The sequence below is a fragment of the Streptomyces sp. NPDC002324 genome (genome assembly GCF_053593335.1).
In genome coordinates this window covers 465838-485239 of record NZ_JBSFCF010000001.1, presented here as the reverse complement: position 1 = coordinate 485239, position 19402 = coordinate 465838, and the positions used below count along the sequence as shown (strand labels likewise).

At 71.6% G+C, this 19402-nt stretch carries 16 protein-coding genes and 1 riboswitch; of the genes, 13 read left to right on the top strand and 3 right to left on the bottom strand.

All coding sequences use genetic code 11. The features are described from left to right. Nucleotides 1–139: 139 nt before the first annotated feature. From ctaE to ACWCRJ_RS02035, 7 genes are all read left to right on the top strand, one after another. The gene (gene ctaE, locus ACWCRJ_RS02065) at nt 140–760 is read left to right on the top strand and encodes an aa3-type cytochrome oxidase subunit III (protein ID WP_005478323.1); all 621 of its coding nucleotides are present in this window, start codon (nt 140–142) and stop codon (nt 758–760) included. A 98-nt stretch (nt 761–858) separates the two neighbouring features. Further along, a complete protein-coding gene (gene qcrC / locus ACWCRJ_RS02060) occupies nt 859–1668 on the top strand; it encodes a cytochrome bc1 complex diheme cytochrome c subunit (protein WP_450937430.1) in 810 nt (269 codons plus the stop codon). Then, complete coding sequence (gene qcrA / locus ACWCRJ_RS02055; protein WP_450937429.1) at nt 1665–2720, top strand: cytochrome bc1 complex Rieske iron-sulfur subunit; 1056 nt, start codon at nt 1665–1667, stop codon at nt 2718–2720. Before qcrC ends, qcrA begins: the two co-directional genes overlap by 4 nt. Further along, complete coding sequence (gene qcrB, locus ACWCRJ_RS02050; RefSeq protein WP_450937428.1) at nt 2717–4357, top strand: cytochrome bc1 complex cytochrome b subunit; 1641 nt, start codon at nt 2717–2719, stop codon at nt 4355–4357. The genes qcrA and qcrB overlap by 4 nt, the downstream gene beginning before the upstream one ends. Before the next feature lie 156 nt (nt 4358–4513). Next, the gene (trpD, locus tag ACWCRJ_RS02045; protein ID WP_450937427.1) at nt 4514–5578 is read left to right on the top strand and encodes an anthranilate phosphoribosyltransferase; all 1065 of its coding nucleotides are present in this window, start codon (nt 4514–4516) and stop codon (nt 5576–5578) included. 290 nt (nt 5579–5868) lie between these two features. Beyond that, nucleotides 5869–5983, top strand: a riboswitch (SAM riboswitch). Nucleotides 5984–6100: 117 nt separating this feature from the next. Then, on the top strand, nt 6101–7462 hold the full coding sequence (locus ACWCRJ_RS02040; protein ID WP_450937426.1) for an aminotransferase class V-fold PLP-dependent enzyme: 1362 nt from the start codon (nt 6101–6103) through the stop codon (nt 7460–7462). Between the two features lie 85 nt (nt 7463–7547). After that, on the top strand, nt 7548–9788 hold the full coding sequence (locus ACWCRJ_RS02035) for a protein kinase domain-containing protein (RefSeq protein WP_450937425.1): 2241 nt from the start codon (nt 7548–7550) through the stop codon (nt 9786–9788). A 31-nt stretch (nt 9789–9819) separates the two neighbouring features. Here the strand turns inward: ACWCRJ_RS02035 and ACWCRJ_RS02030 are convergent, their stop codons facing one another. Both ACWCRJ_RS02030 and ACWCRJ_RS02025 read right to left on the bottom strand, forming a co-directional pair. Continuing rightward, nucleotides 9820–10101, bottom strand: a complete 282-nt coding sequence (locus tag ACWCRJ_RS02030; protein WP_450937424.1) for an Lrp/AsnC family transcriptional regulator — start codon at nt 10099–10101, stop codon at nt 9820–9822. Next, a complete protein-coding gene (locus ACWCRJ_RS02025; protein WP_450937423.1) occupies nt 10098–10853 on the bottom strand; it encodes a rhomboid family intramembrane serine protease in 756 nt (251 codons plus the stop codon). The genes ACWCRJ_RS02030 and ACWCRJ_RS02025 overlap by 4 nt, the downstream gene beginning before the upstream one ends. Before the next feature lie 198 nt (nt 10854–11051). Between ACWCRJ_RS02025 and ACWCRJ_RS02020 the strand changes: the two genes are divergently transcribed. The 5 genes from ACWCRJ_RS02020 (at nt 11052) to ACWCRJ_RS02000 (ending at nt 16608) form a co-directional block, all read left to right on the top strand. After that, nucleotides 11052–11291 (top strand): hypothetical protein, encoded by a 240-nt coding sequence (locus ACWCRJ_RS02020; protein WP_005478302.1) that lies wholly within the window; start codon nt 11052–11054, stop codon nt 11289–11291. Between the two features lie 34 nt (nt 11292–11325). Then, nucleotides 11326–12669 (top strand): NYN domain-containing protein, encoded by a 1344-nt coding sequence (locus ACWCRJ_RS02015; RefSeq protein ID WP_450937422.1) that lies wholly within the window; start codon nt 11326–11328, stop codon nt 12667–12669. Nucleotides 12670–12928: 259 nt separating this feature from the next. Then, nucleotides 12929–13963: an NlpC/P60 family protein gene (locus tag ACWCRJ_RS02010; protein ID WP_450937421.1), complete on the top strand. Its 1035-nt coding sequence runs from the start codon at nt 12929–12931 to the stop codon at nt 13961–13963. Nucleotides 13964–14271: 308 nt separating this feature from the next. Further along, complete coding sequence (locus ACWCRJ_RS02005) at nt 14272–15303, top strand: NlpC/P60 family protein (RefSeq protein WP_450937420.1); 1032 nt, start codon at nt 14272–14274, stop codon at nt 15301–15303. A 90-nt stretch (nt 15304–15393) separates the two neighbouring features. Continuing rightward, nucleotides 15394–16608: a hypothetical protein gene (locus tag ACWCRJ_RS02000; RefSeq protein WP_450937593.1), complete on the top strand. Its 1215-nt coding sequence runs from the start codon at nt 15394–15396 to the stop codon at nt 16606–16608. A 147-nt stretch (nt 16609–16755) separates the two neighbouring features. On the opposite strand, the gene ACWCRJ_RS01995 is transcribed toward ACWCRJ_RS02000, so the two are convergent. Then, nucleotides 16756–18027: a glycosyltransferase 87 family protein gene (locus ACWCRJ_RS01995; RefSeq protein WP_450937592.1), complete on the bottom strand. Its 1272-nt coding sequence runs from the start codon at nt 18025–18027 to the stop codon at nt 16756–16758. Between the two features lie 179 nt (nt 18028–18206). On the opposite strand from ACWCRJ_RS01995, the gene ACWCRJ_RS01990 reads away from it, so the two are divergent. Continuing rightward, nucleotides 18207–19349 carry a glycosyltransferase family 4 protein gene (locus ACWCRJ_RS01990; protein ID WP_450937419.1) on the top strand — a complete coding sequence of 381 codons (1143 nt, stop codon included), beginning with the start codon at nt 18207–18209 and terminating at the stop codon, nt 19347–19349. The last annotated feature ends 53 nt before the right edge of the window (nt 19350–19402 follow it).

Here is a 19402-nt window from a genome sequence, read left to right as displayed (position 1 = left end):
ACGTCGTACGGACAACAAGACGGACAGGGCCCGATGCGCGGATGCTACTCCCTCGAACACCACGTCAGCACCGGTACGGAAGGGAGCAACACTCCGAACGGCACCCCCCGGAGTGAGGGCGGGATAAGCGACCGACATAATGTCGGTCGTGGCGACAGCAACGACAGTAGAAACCGGGCACGCGCACCCGTCGGTCAACCGGCCGAACCTCACCAGCGTCGGAACCATCATCTGGTTGAGTTCCGAGTTGATGTTCTTCGCGGCCCTCTTCGCGATGTACTTCACCCTGCGATCGGTGACCGGTCCGGAGTTCTGGCACGAGAAGGCCGGCACTCTGAACTTCCCGTTCTCGGCGACGAACACCACGATCCTGGTGCTCTCCTCCCTCACCTGCCAGCTCGGTGTCTTCGCCGCCGAGCGCGGGGACGTGAAGAAGCTCCGGATGTGGTTCATCGTCACGTTCGTGATGGGTGCGATCTTCATCGGCGGTCAGGTCTTCGAGTACACCGAGCTGGTCAAGCACGAGGGCCTGTCGCTCTCGTCCGACCCGTACGGCTCGGTGTTCTACCTGACCACCGGCTTCCACGGACTGCACGTGACGGGCGGCCTCATCGCCTTCCTGCTGGTCCTCGGACGCACCTACGCGGCCAAGAGGTTCACCCACGAGCAGGCCACCGCGGCCATCGTCGTGTCCTACTACTGGCACTTCGTCGATGTCGTCTGGATCGGCCTGTTCGCCACGATCTACATGATCAAGTAGACCGGGCGGCCGGGCCGGGCGGACCGTACGCCTGCCTCGAACCGAGAACGACCCTTCCAGAAGCACCGACGCAGAAGATCCTGACACCGGGGTAATCCGTGAAAAAGCTCTCCGCACGACGACGCCATCCGCTGGCGGCGGTCGTCGTCCTATTCATCGCGTTGGCGGCCTGCGCGGGGCTGTACACCGCCTTCGCCCCCGCGGACAAGGCGCAGGCCGACGAAACCGCCCAGACCCTGACCATCGAGGAGGGCAAGAAGCTCTACTCGGTCGGTTGCGCCAGTTGCCACGGCAAGGGTGGTGAGGGCACCACCGACGGTCCTTCCCTGGTGGGTGTGGGCGCGGCGGCAGTCGACTTCCAGGTCGGCACCGGCCGTATGCCGGCCCAGCAGCCGGGCGCGCAGATCCCGAAGAAGCCGGTCGTGTACTCGCAGGCCGAGATCGACCAGCTCGCGGCGTACATCTCGTCGCTGGGCGCCGGTCCGGAGATCCCGACCGAGAGCGCGTACGACCCCGAGGGCGCGGACATCGCCGAGGGCGGCGAACTGTTCCGCACCAACTGCACGCAGTGCCACAACTTCACCGGCAAGGGTGGTGCGCTGTCCGAGGGCAAGTACGCGCCGGACCTTGAGGGTGTCTCCCCGAAGCACATCTACGAGGCCATGCAGACGGGCCCGCAGAACATGCCGTCCTTCCCCGAGACCACGCTGACGGAAGAAAACAAGAAGGACATCATCGCGTACCTCGACGCGGTCAACGGCGACGAAACCGTGGAGCCCGGTGGCCTCAGCCTCGGCGGACTCGGCCCGGTCAGCGAAGGTCTCTTCGGCTGGGTGTTCGGGCTCGGCGCGCTGATCGCCGTCGCCGTCTGGGTCGCCGCTCGGACCGCAAAGGCCAAGAAGTCATGAGTAGCCAAGAGATTCCAGAAGAGAACCTGCCCATCGAGCAGGACGCGCACGGCGCGGTGCAGGTCGCGGACGAGAGGAACCCCTTCTCGGACCCCGGCCTCCCGCCCCACGAGCACCGGGTCCAGGACATCGACGAGCGGGCCGCGAAGCGGTCCGAGCGGACGGTCGCCCTGATGTTCACGGTGTCGATGCTGGCCACCGTCGCCTTCATCGCCTCGTACCTCGTGATCGACGTGCACAAGTCGATCTACGTCTGGCCGATCGGTCACATCAGCGCGCTGAACTTCGCGCTGGGCATGACGCTGGGCGTCTCGCTGTTCTGCATCGGCGCGGGCGCGGTCCACTGGGCCCGCACGCTGATGTCGGACGTGGAGGTCGCCGACGAGCGTCACCCGATCGAGGCGGCGCCCGAGGTCAAGGCCAAGGTCCTGGCGGACTTCGCGGAAGGTGCCAAGGAGTCCGCGCTCGGCCGTCGCAAGCTGATCCGCACCACGATGTTCGGCGCGCTGGCCCTGTTCCCGCTCTCCGGTGTGATGCTGCTGGGCGGCCTCGGTCCGGCGCCCGGCACCAAGCTGCGGCACACCACCTGGGCCAAGGGCAAGAAGCTCCTCAACATGAACACCAACGAGCCGCTGCGTCCCTCGGACGTCGCGGTGGGGTCGCTGACCTTCGCCATGCCGGACGGCCTGAGCGAGCACGACCACGACTTCCAGAAGAACATCGCCAAGGACGCCCTGATGATCGTCCGGATCCAGCCGGACGACATCAAGGACAAGCGCGAGCTGGAGTGGTCCCACGAGGGCATCGTGGCGTTCTCGAAGATCTGCACCCACGTGGGCTGCCCGATCTCCCTGTACGAGCAGCAGACACACCACGTGCTCTGCCCCTGCCACCAGTCCACCTTCGACCTCGCCGACGGCGGCCGGGTCATCTTCGGCCCCGCGGGTCACGCCCTTCCGCAGCTGAGGATCACCGTCGGTGAAGACGGCTACCTCGAAGCGGTCGGCGACTTCGACGAGCCCGTCGGTCCTGCCTTCTGGGAGCGCGGATGAGCACTACGACCACCACCGGTTCGCGCGACAGGCGCGATAAGGCACCGGCCGGCGAGCGCGTCGCCGACTGGGCCGACGGCCGGCTCGGGATCTACTCCCTGGCCAAGTCCAACATGCGCAAGATCTTCCCCGACCACTGGTCGTTCATGCTGGGTGAGATCTGCCTGTACAGCTTCATCATCATCATCCTCACGGGTGTGTACCTGACGTTGTTCTTCCACCCGTCGATGAACGAGGTGGAGTACCACGGCCCGTACGTCCCGCTGCAGGGCCAGCTGATGTCCGAGGCGTTCAACTCGACCATGCACATCTCCTTCGAGGTGCGCGGTGGTCTGCTGATCCGGCAGATCCACCACTGGGCGGCGCTGATCTTCCTCGCCGGCATGTTCGTGCACATGATGCGCGTGTTCTTCACGGGAGCGTTCCGCAAGCCGCGTGAGGTCAACTGGCTGTTCGGCTTCCTGCTGTTCGTCCTCGGCATGTTCACCGGCTTCACCGGTTACTCGCTCCCGGACGACCTGCTCTCCGGCACCGGTGTCCGCTTCATGGAGGGCGCGGTCCTGTCCGTGCCGATCGTCGGCACGTACCTGTCGTTCTTCCTCTTCGGCGGAGAGTTCCCGGGCGGCGACTTCGTGGCCCGCTTCTACTCGGTCCACATCCTGCTGCTGCCGGGCATCATGCTCGGCCTGCTGGTGGCGCACCTGATCCTGGTCTTCTACCACAAGCACACGCAGTTCGCGGGCCCCGGCAAGACGAACAACAACGTCGTCGGCATGCCGCTGCTCCCGGTGTACATGGCGAAGGCCGGAGGCTTCTTCTTCCTGGTCTTCGGCGTCATCGCGGTCATCTCGGCGATCGCCACGATCAACCCGATCTGGACCATGGGCCCCTACCGGCCGGACCAGGTGTCCACCGGCGCCCAGCCCGACTGGTACATGGGCTTCTCCGAGGGCCTGATCCGTGTCATGCCGGGCTGGGAGATCAACTTCTGGGGCCACACGCTCGTCCTGGGCGTGTTCATCCCGCTGGTGATCTTCCCGCTGGTCCTGGTCGCGATCGCGGTCTACCCGTTCATCGAGTCCTGGGTCACCGGCGACAAGCGCGAGCACCACATCCTGGACCGCCCGCGCAACGTCCCGACCCGTACGGCCTTCGGTGTCGCGTGGATCACCTGGTACATGGTCCTGCTGATCGGTGGTGGAAACGACCTCTGGGCGACCCACTTCCACCTGTCGATCAACTCGATCACCTGGTTCGTCCGGATCGCGTTCTTCGTGGCCCCGGTGGTCGCGTTCGTCGTCACCAAGCGCATCTGCCTCGGCCTGCAGCGCCGGGACAAGGACAAGGTGCTGCACGGTCGGGAGACCGGCATCATCAAGCGTCTGCCGCACGGTGAGTTCATCGAGGTCCACGAGCCGCTCAGCCAGGAGCAGCTGCACACGCTCACGGCGCACGAGCAGTACGCGCCTGCCGAGATCGGTGCCGCGGTCGACGAGAACGGTGTCGCCCGCAAGATCACGCGCCTGTCGAAGCTCCGCGCCAAGCTGAGCAAGGGCTACTACGGCGAGGACAACCAGATCGCCAAGCCCACCGTCGAGGAGTACAAGGAGATCACGAGCGGCCACGGCCACCACTGATCGTCCCGCTTCGCCACACCACGGTCGAAGGGCCCCCGTCCGATCTTCGGACAGGGGCCCTTCGCCGTGCTCCGACCTGGATAGGGTGGGCGCATCAGTGATTTCACGATCCGCGCGGCCCTTTCCCGCCCGCGGTGACGACACCCAGGAGCGGCTATGAGCGCTGTGACCCCCGCTGGAGGCGACACCGCGGCGGGCCGTTCCTGGCCGGCGGTACTGAACGCGCTGCTGTCCGGGCACGACCAGGACGCCGGTGCCACCTTCTGGGCGATGGACCAGATCATGCGCGGCGAGGCGACGGACGCGCAGATCGCCGGGTTCGTGGTGGCGCTGCGGGCCAAGGGGGAGACCGTCGACGAGATCACCGGTCTCGTCGACGCGCTCTACGAGCACGCCAACGTGATCGAGGTGGCCGGGGAGACGGTCGACATCGTCGGCACGGGCGGGGACGGCGCCAAGACGGTCAACATCTCCACGATGTCGTCGATCGTCGTCGCCGGTACGGGCGCGAAGGTCGTCAAGCACGGGAACCGGGCCGCGTCGTCGGCCTCCGGCGCGTCCGATGTGCTGGAGAAGCTGGGCGTCAATCTGGAGCTGACGCCGAAGCGGGTGGCCGAGGTCGCCGACGAGGCCGGGATCACCTTCTGCTTCGCGGTGAAGTTCCATCCGGCGCTGCGTCATGTAGCCGCCGCGCGGGGCCAGTTGGGCATCCGGACGGTCTTCAACGCGCTCGGCCCGCTGGCCAACCCCGCGAAGGTGCGCGCCCAGGCCGTCGGTGTCGCCGACCCCCGGATGGCCCCCATCATGGCGGGCGTCTTCGCCGGGCGCGGCAACTCCTCGCTGGTCTTCCGGGGCGACGACGGTCTCGACGAGCTGACGACGACGGCGACGTCACGGGTGTGGGTCGTCCGCGAGGGCAAGGTCACCGAGGAGGCCTTCGACCCGCGCGACGTGGGGCTGGAGCTGGTGCCCGTGGAGGCGCTGCGGGGGGCCGACGCGTCGTACAACGCGGATGTCGCGCGCCGGTTGCTGGGCGGCGAGACCGGGCCCGTGCGGGACGCGGTGCTGCTGAACTCGGCGGCGGCGCTGGTGGCGTTGTCGCCGACGTCCGGGCCGCTGGCGGAGCAGTTGCGGGACGGGATGGCCAGGGCCGCGGAGTCGATCGACTCGGGGGCGGCGCGACAAGCTCTCGAACGGTGGGTCGCTGCCACCAACCGGTAGTTCGTCGGGCGCGGGCCCGGTGGGGCTTCTCGCGCAGTTCCCCGCGCCCACGAGGCATCAGGCCCTGCGGGCCTGAAAGACGGAGGTCGGGCGGGCGAAGGACGGGCGTCGGGCGGGGAGAGGCACGGGGCGCAGCCCCTGCTTCTCAGGGGCGCGGGGAACCGCGCGAGAAGCCCCCACCGGACCCGCACCCGCCGACGAAGCCCGTGCCCTCGACCCGTCACGCGCCCCATTCCGCGATCCGGACACGAGTTGCGGCACGCCGATCACTTCACGTACGTTCCTGATCAGGTCATGAGTGACAGCCCAAAGCCCCGGCTGGCTGTCCGGCAACCCTCCGTCGTGGCGGGGTGCCCCGGGTGAAGACCGGGCCGTAGGCAGCGAGGTCTACGGCAAGCGCGGCTTCGAGGGAGTCTTCCGTGAGCAAGCGAATGCGATAGGGCCGCCGAGCCCCGCCTCCGCGCACCCTTTTCTCTTTTCTCCGCATGCCCTCTTTCGGCATGCCCCTCACGGGAGTTCGCCATGTCTGTCTCCACCCTTGCCGCCGACCGTGCCGTTTGTGCCCCGCTGCCCGTTCTGGGCCGGGATGTCACCGTCCCCCTCGTCACCGGTGGCGAGGTCACCTACGCCGCCCTCGACTACGCCGCCAGCGCCCCGGCCCTGCAGCGCGTGTGGGACGACGTGGCGGCGTACGCGCCCTACTACGGCAGCGTCCACCGCGGTGCCGGCTACCTCTCCCAGCTGTCGACCGACCTCTTCGAGAACGCCCGCAGGACCGTCGCGGAGTTCCTCGACTGCCGGGCCGACGACCAGCTGGTCTTCACCCGCTCCACGACGGACTCCCTGAACCTTCTGGCCGGGGCCCTGCCCGCCGACTGCCAGGTCTTCGTCTTCGAGACCGAGCACCACGCCTCGCTGCTGCCCTGGCGCGACGCCCGGGTGACCTACCTGGACGCGCCGCGCACGCCCGGGCAGGCCGTGGCCACCCTGGAGGCCGCGCTGGCCGGGCGTGACCCGCACGGGCCGGCGCTGGTGTGCGTCACCGGTGCCTCGAACGTCACCGGGGAGATCTGGCCGGTGCGCGAACTGGCCGCCGCCGCGCACGCGCACGGCGCGCGGATCGTGCTCGACGCCGCCCAGCTGGCGCCCCACCACCCCGTCTCCGTACAGGAGTTGGACGTGGACTGGGTCGCCTTCTCGGGACACAAGCTGTACGCGCCGTTCGGGTCCGGCGTGCTCGCCGGGCGCGCCGACTGGCTGCGTGCGGCCGACCCGTATCTCGCGGGCGGCGGCGCCAGCCGCAAGGTGACCCGGCGGACGGACGGCGGCGTGGACGTCCAGTGGCACGAGAGCGCCGCCCGCCACGAGGCCGGCTCGCCCAACGTCATCGGCGTCCACTCCATCGCCTCCGCCTGCAAGGCCCTCACCGAGGCCGGGTTCGACACGCTGGTCGCCCGGGAGCGGTATCTGATCGACGCCGTACGGGCCGGGCTCGCCGAGGTGCCCGAGGTGCGGACCCTCTCCCTCTTCGGGGACGACGCCCCGCGCGTCGGCGTCCTCTCCTTCGTCGTCGAGGGCTGGAACAGCTCCCACTTCGCCGCCGCCCTCTCCGCCGAGTACGGCATCGGCGTACGCGACGGCCTCTTCTGCGCCCACCCCCTCGTCCGTACCCTCCTCGGCAGCGATCCGCAGAACCAGGGCGAGTGCGGCGCGCCCGAGGCGGAGCCCGGCGAGCGCTCCCTCAACGCGATCCGGGTGAGCTTCGGCGCGGGCACTCCCGACGAGCACGTGGAGCGCTTCGTGCGCGCCGTGAAGGAACTCGTACGGGACGGCGCGAAGTGGAACTACCGTACGGAGAACGGCCGTTGTGTTCCGGCCGTCTGACCCGAACCGGCTGATCCCCTGACGTGTCCCCGACGTATACGCTCCCCTCGGCAGCCGAACGGTGGCGGTGGACAGGGGAGCACGGGTGCACGGGGTGCGGGCACTGCGCGAGACGGACCCTCGGCGGATAGGCCCCTACGAGGTGCGGGGCAGGCTCGGCGCGGGCGGTATGGGCGAGGTCTACCTCGCCGAGGCGAGCACCGGGGCGCTGGTGGCCGTGAAGGTGGTGCGGGGCGAGCACGCCGAGGACCGCACCTTCCGGGCCCGCTTCCGGCACGAGGTGCGCGCCGCGCGGTCCGTCGGCGGGAACGGCACGCACACCGCACGGGTCGTCGACGCGGACACCGAGGGCGAACGGCCCTGGATGGCGACGGAGTTCGTCGACGGGCCGAACCTCCGCGACGCCGTCCTCGACCGGGGGCCGCTGCCCGAGGAGGCGGTGCGCGTGCTGGCCGCCGCGCTCGGCGGGGCCCTCACCGCCATCCACGCCCAGGGCATGGTCCACCGCGATCTCAAGCCGTCCAACATTCTGCTGGCGGCCGACGGCCCGCGCGTCATCGACTTCGGGATCGTACGGGCGCTGGAGGGCACGGCCCTGACCCGCACCGGGACCGTCGTCGGCTCGGCCGGCTATGTCTCGCCGGAGCAGATCCGCAACGGTGCCGAGGTGGGGCCGCCGAGCGACGTCTTCTCCCTCGGCGCCGTCCTCGCGTACGCGGCGGCGGGCCGTGAGCCCTTCGGTGAGGGCAAGGACGCGGTCGTCCTGCTGCGCATCCTCACCCACGACGTCGATCTGTCCGGCGTGCCGAACGGCATCCGGCCCCTGGTGGAGTCCTGCCTGCGCGCCGAGCCGGGCGAGCGCCCGACACCGCAGGAGGTCGTCGCGGCGGCCGGGCCCACGAAGGGGGCGTCGCGCAAGGGGACGGGGGAGGAGTGGAGCACCGCCGTCGCCGGGTGGTCCGGCGCCCAACGGTGGCTGCCGGAGCGGGACTCGGGGGAGCGGGAGAGCGGGGTCGAGTACGTGGCTCCGGTGACGATGACGGACGCGGCGGCGCCCGGGACGTCCTTGCCTCCCGGGGATGCTCCGTCGCCCGCGGCGGACGTCTTACCGGCGGCACAGGGTCTTCCGCCGGCGGTGGCGGAGGTGCCCGCCCGGCTCTCGCCCTCGCGGCGCGGGGTGCTGCGGGCTCTCACCGGCGCTGCGGCGGTGGCGGCCGTCGGCGGTGGGGTGGGCGGATGGCTGTGGACGCGGCAGTCGGAAGCGGGGGACGACTCGGCGACCGGGAAAGGGAGCCGTGGGGCCTCCGGGACGGCGGCGCCCGCGAGAGTCGCGTGGAAGGTGCCGGTCGGGCAGGTGGTCGACTCGTCGGGGCCCTGCGGAGCGCTGTCGCCCGACGGGAAGACGCTGTACGTGTCGGTGGAGGGCGGACAACTGCTCGCGCTCGCCACGGCCGACGCCCTGCCGCGCTGGACGGTGCGGTTCGCGCGCGAGGGGGCGGAGTTCGCCGCCATGTCCCCGCCGGCCGTGGCCCCGGACGGCACCGTCCTCGTCGTCACCGCGGCGGGCGGGGGCGCGTCCGCGCGCCTGGAGGCGGTCGGAGCGCGGGGCGGGCGGAAGTGGTCGCGCAAGCTGCCCGGGAACCGCAGGGACGTTCCCGTGATCGCCGGCGACCACGCCCTCGTCACCTACGGCGGCTCCGGCGGCGGGGGAGTGCGGGCCTACGACACAGGCGGCGAGACGGTCTGGGACGTACCGATCCCCGGGGGACCCGACGTGGCCCCGCTGGTCGTCGGGGACATGGCGTACGTCGGAGGGTACGACGACCGGTTGCACGCCCTCCAGGTCGCGGACGGCGCCGAGGTGTGGAAGGTCCGGCTGGGCGGCGACGTCGCCCGGCCCGCGTACCTCCTGGACACGCTCGCCGTGAGCACGAACGACGAGCAGAACATCCTGTACGGCGTGAACGGTGACGGTGAGACCGTGTGGCAGGCCCATGGCCGGGGCGGCGGCAACGCCTCGACCACGACCGTCGTCGCCGACGTCTTCGTCGCGGTGCAGCGGGACCTCCTGGTGGCGACCAGCGCCGACGGCAAAGCCCGGTGGACGTACCCGGGTATCGAGCCCCTGCCCACCCCGGTGGAGCGCGCCGGTGTCCTCTACCTGCGGTCGGGCAGCGAGCTGCACGCCGTCGACGGCGACGGGAGCCGGCTCTGGAGGCTCACGGTCGGTACCCAGGCCGGCAACGGCACCGGCCCGGTCGTCGGCGCCGCCCGGCTGTACACCGTCACCTCCGAGGGCATCGCGGCCGTCGACCTCCCCGCCTGACCCTCGCCGGAGCGGCCGGCGCGAGAGGCCCCTAGCCGTCCAGCCCGATGGCGAAGGCGGCCTCCAGGTCGTGCTGGGAGTAGGCGCGGAAGGCGACGTGGGTGTCCGTGCCGAGGACGCCCGGGATCTTGCTGATACGGCCGGGGATCACGTCCGCCAGGGCCTCGTGCTCCTTCACCCGGACCATGGCGACCAGGTCGTACGTGCCGGTCACGGAGAACACCTCGGTCACCGAGTCGATCGCGGCGATCGACTCCGCGATCTCCGGGATCCGGTCCACGCTGGTCTTGATGAGCACGATCGCGGTGATCACGGCTGTTTCTCTCCCTCGGGGGCCGGAGCAGGGACGTGTCCTGACGCGTCCGCTGGCGGTTTCACTCTAGCCCCACGCCCGAAACGCCCCCACGCGAAGGCGAACCCCAGTCCGAAGCCCACCAGGTGCGCCAGATACGCGACCCCCGGCCCCGCGGTCTGCCGCCCCGCCGCCAGCCACTGCAGGCTCACCCAGAACGGCAGGGTCACCCACGCCGGGAAGCGCAGCGGGAGGAAGAAGAGGAACGGCAGGAGGCTCGTCACCCGCGCCCGCGGGAACAGGTACAGGAACGCGCCGAGGACCGCGGAGATCGCCCCCGAGGCGCCGACCAGCGACTGCGGCGACCCGGAGTGCGCCGCCGCGTACGCCACCAGCGCGAGGTAGCCGCAGCTCACGTAGAACAGGGCGAACGCCACCCGGCCCATGCGTTCCTCGGCCATCGCCCCGAAGACGAAGAGGAAGAGCATGTTGCCGAGGAGGTGCAGCCAGCTGCCGTGGACGAAGAGCGCGGTGAGGGGGGTCAGTGCCGCGCGCGGAGTGCCGTCGAAGAGTTCGACGGGGACGACGCCCCAGCGGTGGAAGTACGCGCGCTGCGCGGCGAGCAGCTCGTCCCCGGTGCCGTACGCGGGGTTGAGGCCCGCCGCCGGTCCGATCAGGAAAATCGCACAGCAGGCGGCGATCAGCCCGTAGGTGACGGGTGCCGACTCGTTCCGTACGGCCCGGGCGGCCGGGGCGATCCACTTGCCGATCATGCGCAGAGCATGACGTAACGGGACCCACACGCACAGACCGCCTCGCCGCCCGCGCGGATCGGCCGCAGCGCCGGAGCCGATCGGCGCCGCCGCCGTGGGCGAACGGGCGTCCGGTACCGGTCAGGCCGTAGGGTTACGAGCCACAAGCACCGGGACGTCGGCGCTTCACGGAGACTGGAAGAAGGAAGAGCAGCCACGATGACGGTTCCCCTGCCGACGGACACGACCCGCTGGCGCTGCACGCTCTGTGGCAATCTCACGCGGTTCGACGTGACCCGCTCGTCGAAGGTCGTCGAGTACGTGCACCTCGACCTCGCCGGGCAGCCCAAGGTCGAGGAGCGCGAGGTGGTCAGTGAGACCATCGAGTCGGTGCGCTGCCGCTGGTGCAACGCAGTGGACCAGGTGGAACTCGTGGACAGGCCGGGCGCCGACTCCTGAGGGAGCCGGTCCCGCACGGACAGTGGGGTGACGGATGGTGGAGAGCGCAGGCGGGGGGCCGGGCGACGGCGCCGCCGAGGTGCTCGACCGACCGCTGCCCGAGGGCGTGCGCAAACGGGTCGTGCAGATCGTCTCGGACGGTTTCGGCGGCCTGACGGTCGCCGAACTGCCCGCACAGCTCAGGCAGTACGCCCGGTTCACCCCGACCCGCCGGGTGAAGTTCGCCGGGAACGCGATGGCGGCCGCCGTGGAGAGCGACACGCTGTTCAGGCAGCGGATCGGGGAGCGGTTCCGGGAGGCCCACCCGGAACTGTCCGGCGCCCTCGACACGGGCACGCCGCCGCCGGCCGCGGACCCGCTGGACGTGGCGGCCGCGGCCTATGTGCTGCGCCCCACGGGCTGGGTGAAGCTGGTCGCCGCCGCCGGCGAGGAGGCCCTGCGGGCGGACGCCGAGCGGGCCGACGAGGAGAGCCGTGCCGAGCTGGAGCGGCTGCGCGAGCAGCTCGCCGAGGCCCGTGGTCACACGAAGTCCGAGACGGAGCGGTTGCGCACGGAGCTGGAGGCGGCCAAGAAGGAGGCCGACTCGATGCACCGCAAGCTCCGGGCCGCCCTCAGCGACGTCAAGCGGGGCGAGGCCGCCCTGCGCAAGCTGCACGCCGAGATGGAGACCGTACGCGCCGAGGGCCACGCCCAGGTGTCCGCCGCCGAGAGCGAGAGCCGGCGGCTCAAGGCCCGGCTCGGCGAGGCGGAGACGGCCCTGGAGGCCGCCCGGCGGGCCGCCCGCGAGGGCCGCAGCGTCGAGGACATGCGGGTGCGGCTGCTGCTGGACACCGTGCTGGAGGCCGCCCAGGGGCTGCGCCGCGAGCTGGCGCTGCCGCCGGTCTCCGTACGGCCCGCCGAGACCGTCGACGCGGTCGAGCCGGGGCGGATGACCCCGAAGGACATCGCCGCCCGCGCGCTGTCGGAGAACGACCCGGCGATCCTGAACCAGTTGCTGGCGCTGCCGCAGGCGCATCTCGTCGTCGACGGCTACAACGTGACCAAGACCGGCTATCCGCAGATGCCGCTGGAGAAGCAGCGCCTCAGGCTCCTCGGACAGCTCTCCCAGCTCGCCGCGCAGACCGGCGCCGAGGTCACCTGTGTCTTCGACGGGGCCGAGCTGGCCGCGCCGGTGCTGCTCGCGCCGCCGCGCGGGGTGCGGGTGCTGTTCTCCAAGCCGGGTGTCACCGCCGACGAGTTGATTCGCCAGCTGGTGCGTGCCGAGCCGCCCGGCCGGCCGGTCATCGTCGCCTCCACCGACCGGGAGGTCGCCGACGGGATCGCGAAGGCGGGTGCCCGCCCGGTGGCGTCTGCGGTGCTCCTCAAGCGGCTTACCTGAGCGTTCGACCCCGTCCGCCCCAACCGCAACAAACAGGCTCTATGCCCGAATTGACCGAAACGTTGCGCGACGTAGCGTCAACCGAGCATTACCGCATGTGCGTTGAGTGTAAATTGTGCGCCCTGGGACGGGATTTTTCCTGTGGGGGATTTGAAGTGATCACCGTTGGGTCACTAGGGTCTGGGCTCAAACCTCTGAACGGGTGATCGTCGCCGGAGTCCCCGCCGGCCGGTCGCTCACATGAAGGAGTTCACCTACCGTGGCGTCCCACCGTCGACTCAAGCAGCCGAGCCGTGCGCGCGTGACCGTGCTCACCACCGCCGCCGCCGCTGCCGTGGCCCTGAGTGCGCAGGCCGCCAACGCCGCGCCCGCGGAGAAGCCGAGCAAGGACGAGGTCAAGGCCAAGGTCCACAAGCTGTACGAGGACGCCGGGCGGGCCACCGACAAGCTCAACGGGGCCGAGGAGAAGCAGGAGAAGCTCGAAAAAGAGATCTCCACGATCCAGGACAACGTCGCCAAGGGCCAGGAGGAGCTCAACGAGCTGCGTGAGGGCATAGGCCTGGCGGCCAGCGCCCAGTACCGCTCGGGCGGCATCGACTCCTCGATCCAGCTCTTCCTCTCCGCCGACCCGGACGACTACCTGGACAAGGCCGCCACGCTCGACCAGCTGACCAGCCAGCAGGTCGAGGCGCTGAAGAAGATCCAGGACAAGCAGCGCACGCTCGCGCAGCAGCGCCAGGAGGCCACGGAGAAGCTGGAGGACCTCGCGGACACCCGCGAGACCCTGGCCAAGAAGAAGAAGGAAGTCCAGAGCAAGCTGGCCGCCGCGCAGAAGCTCCTCAACTCCCTGACGGCCGAGGAGAAGGCCGATCTGGACGAGCAGGAGACCCGCGCCAGCCGCGACGCCGGGGAACGCGTCGAGCTCGGCGACGAGGCGCCCGCCTCCAGCTGGGGCGCCGCCGCCCTCGCCGCCGCCGACACCCAGCTCGGCAAGCCCTACGTCTCCGGCGGCAGCGGCCCCAACTCCTACGACTGCTCCGGGCTGACCCAGTGGGCCTACGCCCAGGCCGGTGTGTCGATCACCCGGACCACGTACACGCAGCAGAACGACGGCACGAAGATCGGCCGCGACCAGCTCATGCCGGGCGACCTCGTCTTCTTCAACAACCTCGGCCACGTCGGCCTCTACGCGGGCAACGGCATGGTCATCCACGCCCCGTACCCGGGCAAGGTCGTCCGCTACGAGTCGATGAGCACCATCGGTTCCTTCCAGTTCGGTGTCCGCGTCGCCTGACGCCCTCCCGCCTGATCAGGGCCGACCGTCACAGAACGTGACGGTCGGCCCTGTTTTTGTTCAAGATCAGGACACAGGGCCGCCCGAACGGGCGAATTCCCGTGCCGCGCGCTGACCCCTTTCCCCGCTGGTGACCTGGGCCCCAGCCCGGACGTCACGCTGTGTGGCCGCCGAGGTCTTTGGCTGGGACACGGTCGCGCGGCTACTGTCGGCCGCGCTTCCCTCACCCGCCGTGAGCACGCACCCTCCGGGTCGCTGTCCGGCCCGGGGGAGGGCCCTGTCCGTCGTCGAAGGGAGTGCGGCTTCCCGTGGTGTCCCACAGTCGCCTTGTACCGTCCGGGTTCGACCGGGGCGCGGCCGCCGCCCTCGGTGTGCTGTCCGCCGCTGCCGCCGCCCTCGGCGCCATCCCCGTCCAGCAGGCCGCCGCCGCGCCGCACGACACCACCCGGGCCGAGGTGGACCGGCTGTACGAGGAGGCCGAGCGGGCCACCGAGGCCTACAACAAGGCCGACGAGCGCGCCGACGAACTGCGCGACCAGGTCGGCACCGCGCAGGACTCGATCGCCCGGCAGCAGGACCGCGTCAACGTCATGCGGGAGTCGCTGGGTTCGCTCGCCGGAGCCCAGTACCGCTCCGGCGCCCTCGACCCGTCGATCGCGCTGCTGTTCTCCGACGACCCGGACGACTACCTCGACACGGCCGCCGCCCTGGACCGCATCAGCGTCCACCAGGCGGGCGAACTCCACGACCTGAGGCAGTCCCTGCGCGAACTGTCCCAGGACCGTGCGGAGGCCCGCGGCAAGCTCACGGAGCTGGAGAAGAGCCGCAAGGCCGTCGCCCGGCACAAGCGGGCCGTCGAGGGGAAGCTCGCGGCGGCCCGTCGGCTGCTCAACTCCCTCCCGGACGAGGAGCGCGCCGAGTACGACCGCGCCTCCCGCTCCACCGGCCCCGGCCGCACCGACATGCCGGACCCCTCCGGCGCCGTCGCCCCGAACGGCCGCGCGGCCGCCGCCGTCGCCGCCGCCCGCTCCGCCCTCGGCAAGCCGTACGTGTGGGGCGCTACCGGCCCCCACGGTTTCGACTGCTCGGGCCTCATGGTCTGGTCGTACGGACAGGCCGGCGTCGGGCTGCCGCGCACCTCGCAGGCCCAGCGCTACGCGGGCACCCAGGTCCCGCTCTCGCAGGCCCGGCCCGGCGACATCGTCACCTACCGGTCCGACGCCAGCCATGTCGGCATGTACGTCGGCGACGGCCAGGTCATCCACGCCCCCTACCCGGGCGCCCCGGTCCGCCACGACCCCGTCGGCATGATGCCGATCGCCTCGGTCACCCGTCCCTGACCGGCGCCGGGCCCCGGCCGCCGCCGGCCGGGGCCCCGTACGATCGGGAACGTGGCTGGCCGAAGGCGCACGGCGCGTGACGGGTCCGGGGTGCTCCCGGGCCGTGGACGGGTTCCCCCGGCGGTCGCGCTCGCCCTCGCCCTCCTCGTCGGCTGTGGCGGCCCGGCGGCGCCCGACACGGCCCGCTCCGACGTGCTGCGGATGCTCGACCGACGGGCCGCGGCGGTGCTGGAACGGGACGGGGCGGCCTACCGCGCGACCGAGGCGGCGGCCCCCTCCTCCGGCCAACTGGCCACCGGAGAGGCCGAGTTCGCCAACCTCCGCAGTCTGCCGCTGGCCTCCTGGTCGTACGACCTGACCGCCTTCCACCGCTCCGGCGACCGGGCCACGGCCGAGGCCGCCCTCCGCTACCGGATACGCGGCTACGACCGGGCGCCCGTCACCGCCGTACGGACGCTGACCCTCGTCCGGGACGACGAGGGGGTGTGGCGGGTCGCCGCCGACGAGCCCTCGAAGGAGGGCACCGAACAGCTGTGGGAGCAGGGGCGGATACGGACGGTGCGCGGCGCGCGGAGTCTGGTGCTGGGGGTCGGGCGGTCGGCGGCGGACCTGCGGGCGTACGCGGCGCTGGCGGACCGGGCCGTGCCCGCCGTCACCGAGGCGTGGGGCGAGGACTGGGCGCGGCGGGTCGTGGTGGTCGTCCCCGAGTCGCTGGAGGAGATGGCGGGACTGCTGGGGGCGCCCGCCTCCGGGTACCGGGGGATCGCGGCGGTCACCACCGGGGAGGCGGGGGGCTCGACGAGGGCGCCGGCGGACCGGATCGTCGTCAACCCCGACGCGTACGCGCTGCTCGGTGACTTCGGCAAGCAGGTCGTCCTCACCCACGAGACGACCCATGTCGCCACCCGCGTCCACACCGACGCCTCCACGCCCCTGTGGCTCTCCGAGGGCTACGCGGACTGGGTCGGCTACCGCGGCAGTGGCCGTACGGCCGCCGACGTGGCTCCCGAACTGCGGCGCGCCGTCGCGGAGGGCGGGGCCCCGGCCGACCTGCCCGCCGATTCCGACTTCGGTTTCTCCAGCGACTCCGGCCGGCTCGCCGAGGCGTACGAGGGGGGCTGGCTGGCCTGCCGCATGATCGCCGACCGGTGGGGCGAGGCGCGCCTCGACGCGTTCTACCGGGCGGTCGGTGCGCACGCGTCGCGGGAGGGGGCGGTGGAGGGGGCGTTGCGGGAGGTGCTGGGGACGACGGTCGGGGACTTCACGGGGCGCTGGCGGGAGTATGTGCGGGCCCAACTGGGGTGAGGTTGGGGTGTGTCGGGGTGCGTGGTCGGGTGCGGCCCGGTGGGGCTTCTCGCGCAGTTCCCCGCGCCCCTAGAAGCACCAGGCCCCGCGCCCCTAGAAGCACCAGGCCCCGCGGGCCTGAAAAGCACGGGGCGCAGCCCCTGCTTTTCAGGGGCGCGGGGAACTGCGCGACAAGCCCCCACCGGACCCGCCCCCGGCCACGCCCCCGGCCACGCCCCCGGCCACGCCCCCGGACACACCCCCCGGCACAGCCCCCCGCACCGTCTCCCGCCACAGCCGCACCGCCGCGAGGACCGCCGCGAGCACCAGCAGCCCGTTGCGGACGAAGAGGAGCGTGACGCCCAGCCAGTCGCTGGCCACGACACGGTCGAACCAGACCGGGAACTCCAGGACCGTCACCAAGCACGCCACCAGGACCAGGGCGCCCGGCAGTCCCATACGGCTCGCCCGGAAGCAGAGGCACACCGCGGCGAGACCGACCAGCCACACCATGTACTGGGGGCTGATCACCCGGCTCGTGGCCGTGAACATCAGCACCGCCGCGAACGCCGCGTCCGCGATCGTGTGCGGCGCGAACCGCCGGGCCCGCACCCGCCACAGCAGCAGCCAGGCGAACGCCACCCCGCTGAGCAGCAGGGCCGCGTCGCTGACGGTGTCGACGTGGGCGCCGAGGAACTCCACGGAGCCGTAGTTGAGCAGCACCTCGCCGTCCCAGCCGAAGTGCCGGGCCACGTGCAGGACGAGGGCGCCCAGCGACTCCACCTCGGTACCCCGCTCGCGCTGGAACGTCAGGAAGGCGAAGGCACCGGGCATGGAGAGGGCGAAGAGGCCGGCCACCACGAGACCGGTACCCGCCGCCCATGCCCAGGCGGCGCGTTCACGGACGCCCAGGAGCAGCAGGGCCGGCCAGACCTTCAGCAGGGCCGCGAAGGCCGTCAGCGCCCCCATCGCGCGCGGGTGGCGGCTGCCCGCGAGCAGGGCCGCCACCGCCACCGCCGTCACCATCACGTCGTAGCGGGCGTACGCGGTCGGGCCGAGCAGCGGAAGGCCGACCACCCACACCCGGGCGCCGCGCCCGGACCCACCGGGGCGGGCGCCCGCGTACAGGAGCAGCGCGAGCACCACCAGGTCGGCGAGGAACGCGAGGACGAAGAACGCCGACGCGTAGTCCAGGAAGGGCAGCAGCGCGGGGGAGAGGATCGCGAGGGCGGCGGCGGGCGGGTACTGCCAGGTGACGTCGTCCAGGGGATACGTCCCGGTGCGCAGGGTCTCGTACCACCCCCGGTAGATCACCGAGACGTCACCGGTGACGTCGGGGCCCGGGAAGACGTACACCTTGAAGACGAACAGCAGCAACAGAAGCCGGGTCGCGCCCCAGAGCGTGAGCAGCCCGAACGGGAGCCGGCGAGAGCCCGTCATGTCGTTCTGAGCCACGTGAGTCCCTGTCCGTCCGCGCCGCGTTCCGCGTCTGTGAGGGACATGATCCCCCGCCGGCCTGTGAAGCGGCCGTGAAGCGTGGCCGGGCGGGGCGGTGGCCGGGGCGGTGTGGATGTGCCTGGGGGCACCCGGCCGGAAGCGGTTCGGTAGGGTCGGCGGCGATGCACAAGACCCTGATCGTGACCAACGACTTCCCGCCCCGGCCCGGCGGCATCCAGGCGTTTCTGCACAACATGGCGCTGCGGCTGGACCCCGAGCGGATCGTCGTCTACGCCTCGACCTGGAAGCGGAGCCAGGAGGGCGTCCGGGCGACGGCCGACTTCGACGCCGAGCAGCCCTTCACCGTCGTACGCGACCGGACGACCATGCTGCTGCCGACGCCCGCCGTCACCCGCCGCGCGGTCGCACTGCTGCGGGAACACGGCTGCACGTCGGTGTGGTTCGGCGCGGCGGCCCCGCTCGGCCTGATGGCCCCGGCGCTGCGCCGGGCGGGCGCGGAGCGGCTGGTGGCCACCACGCACGGCCACGAGGCGGGCTGGGCCCAGCTGCCCGCCGCCCGGCAGCTGCTGCGGCGGATCGGCGAGGGCACGGACACGATCACCTACCTGGGCGAGTACACCCGCTCCCGGATCGCCACGGCCCTCACCCCCGACGCGGCCGGGCGGATGGTCCAGCTGCCGCCCGGTGTCGACGAGAAGACCTTCCACCCGGGCTCCGGCGGCGCGGAGGTCCGGGCCCGGCTCGGGCTCACCGACCGCCCGGTCGTCGTCTGTGTCTCCCGGCTGGTGCCGCGCAAGGGGCAGGACACGCTGATCCGGGCGATGCCGGGCATCCTGGCGAAGGAGCCGGACGCCGTGCTGCTGATCGTCGGCGGTGGACCGTACGAGAAGGAGCTGCGCGGGCTCGCCCGCGAGACCGGGGTCGCCGGGTCCGTCCGCTTCACCGGCGCGGTGCCCTGGGCCGAGCTGCCCGCCCACTACGGGGCCGGCGACGTCTTCGCCATGCCGTGCCGCACCCGCCGGGGCGGTCTGGACGTGGAGGGACTCGGGATCGTCTACCTGGAGGCCTCCGCGACCGGTCTGCCGGTGGTGGCGGGCGACTCGGGCGGCGCCCCCGACGCCGTGCTCGACGGCGAGACCGGCTGGGTCGTACGGGGCGGCTCCCCGACGGACACCGCCGAGCGCGTCGTCACCCTCCTCGGCGACCCGGAGCTTCGGGCCCGTATGGGACAGCGGGGACGGGAGTGGGTGGAGGAGAAATGGCGCTGGGACCTCTTGGCGGAAACTTTGAAAACCCTGCTGTAGACCCGTGACGGCACGGGCAACCGCGCGACCAGCCACAAGACGACCGGAACTCG

Coding starts and splice junctions, on each gene's coding strand:
- ACWCRJ_RS02040 (WP_450937426.1), top strand. CDS start 6,101: ATGTCTGTCTCCACCCTTGCCGCCGACCGTGCCGTTTGTGCCCCGCTG.
- ACWCRJ_RS02020 (WP_005478302.1), top strand. CDS start 11,052: ATGACGGTTCCCCTGCCGACGGACACGACCCGCTGGCGCTGCACGCTC.
- qcrA (WP_450937429.1), top strand. CDS start 1,665: ATGAGTAGCCAAGAGATTCCAGAAGAGAACCTGCCCATCGAGCAGGAC.
- ctaE (WP_005478323.1), top strand. CDS start 140: ATGTCGGTCGTGGCGACAGCAACGACAGTAGAAACCGGGCACGCGCAC.
- qcrB (WP_450937428.1), top strand. CDS start 2,717: ATGAGCACTACGACCACCACCGGTTCGCGCGACAGGCGCGATAAGGCA.
- ACWCRJ_RS02015 (WP_450937422.1), top strand. CDS start 11,326: ATGGTGGAGAGCGCAGGCGGGGGGCCGGGCGACGGCGCCGCCGAGGTG.
- trpD (WP_450937427.1), top strand. CDS start 4,514: ATGAGCGCTGTGACCCCCGCTGGAGGCGACACCGCGGCGGGCCGTTCC.
- ACWCRJ_RS01990 (WP_450937419.1), top strand. CDS start 18,207: ATGCACAAGACCCTGATCGTGACCAACGACTTCCCGCCCCGGCCCGGC.
- ACWCRJ_RS01995 (WP_450937592.1), bottom strand. CDS start 18,027: ATGACGGGCTCTCGCCGGCTCCCGTTCGGGCTGCTCACGCTCTGGGGC.
- ACWCRJ_RS02025 (WP_450937423.1), bottom strand. CDS start 10,853: ATGATCGGCAAGTGGATCGCCCCGGCCGCCCGGGCCGTACGGAACGAG.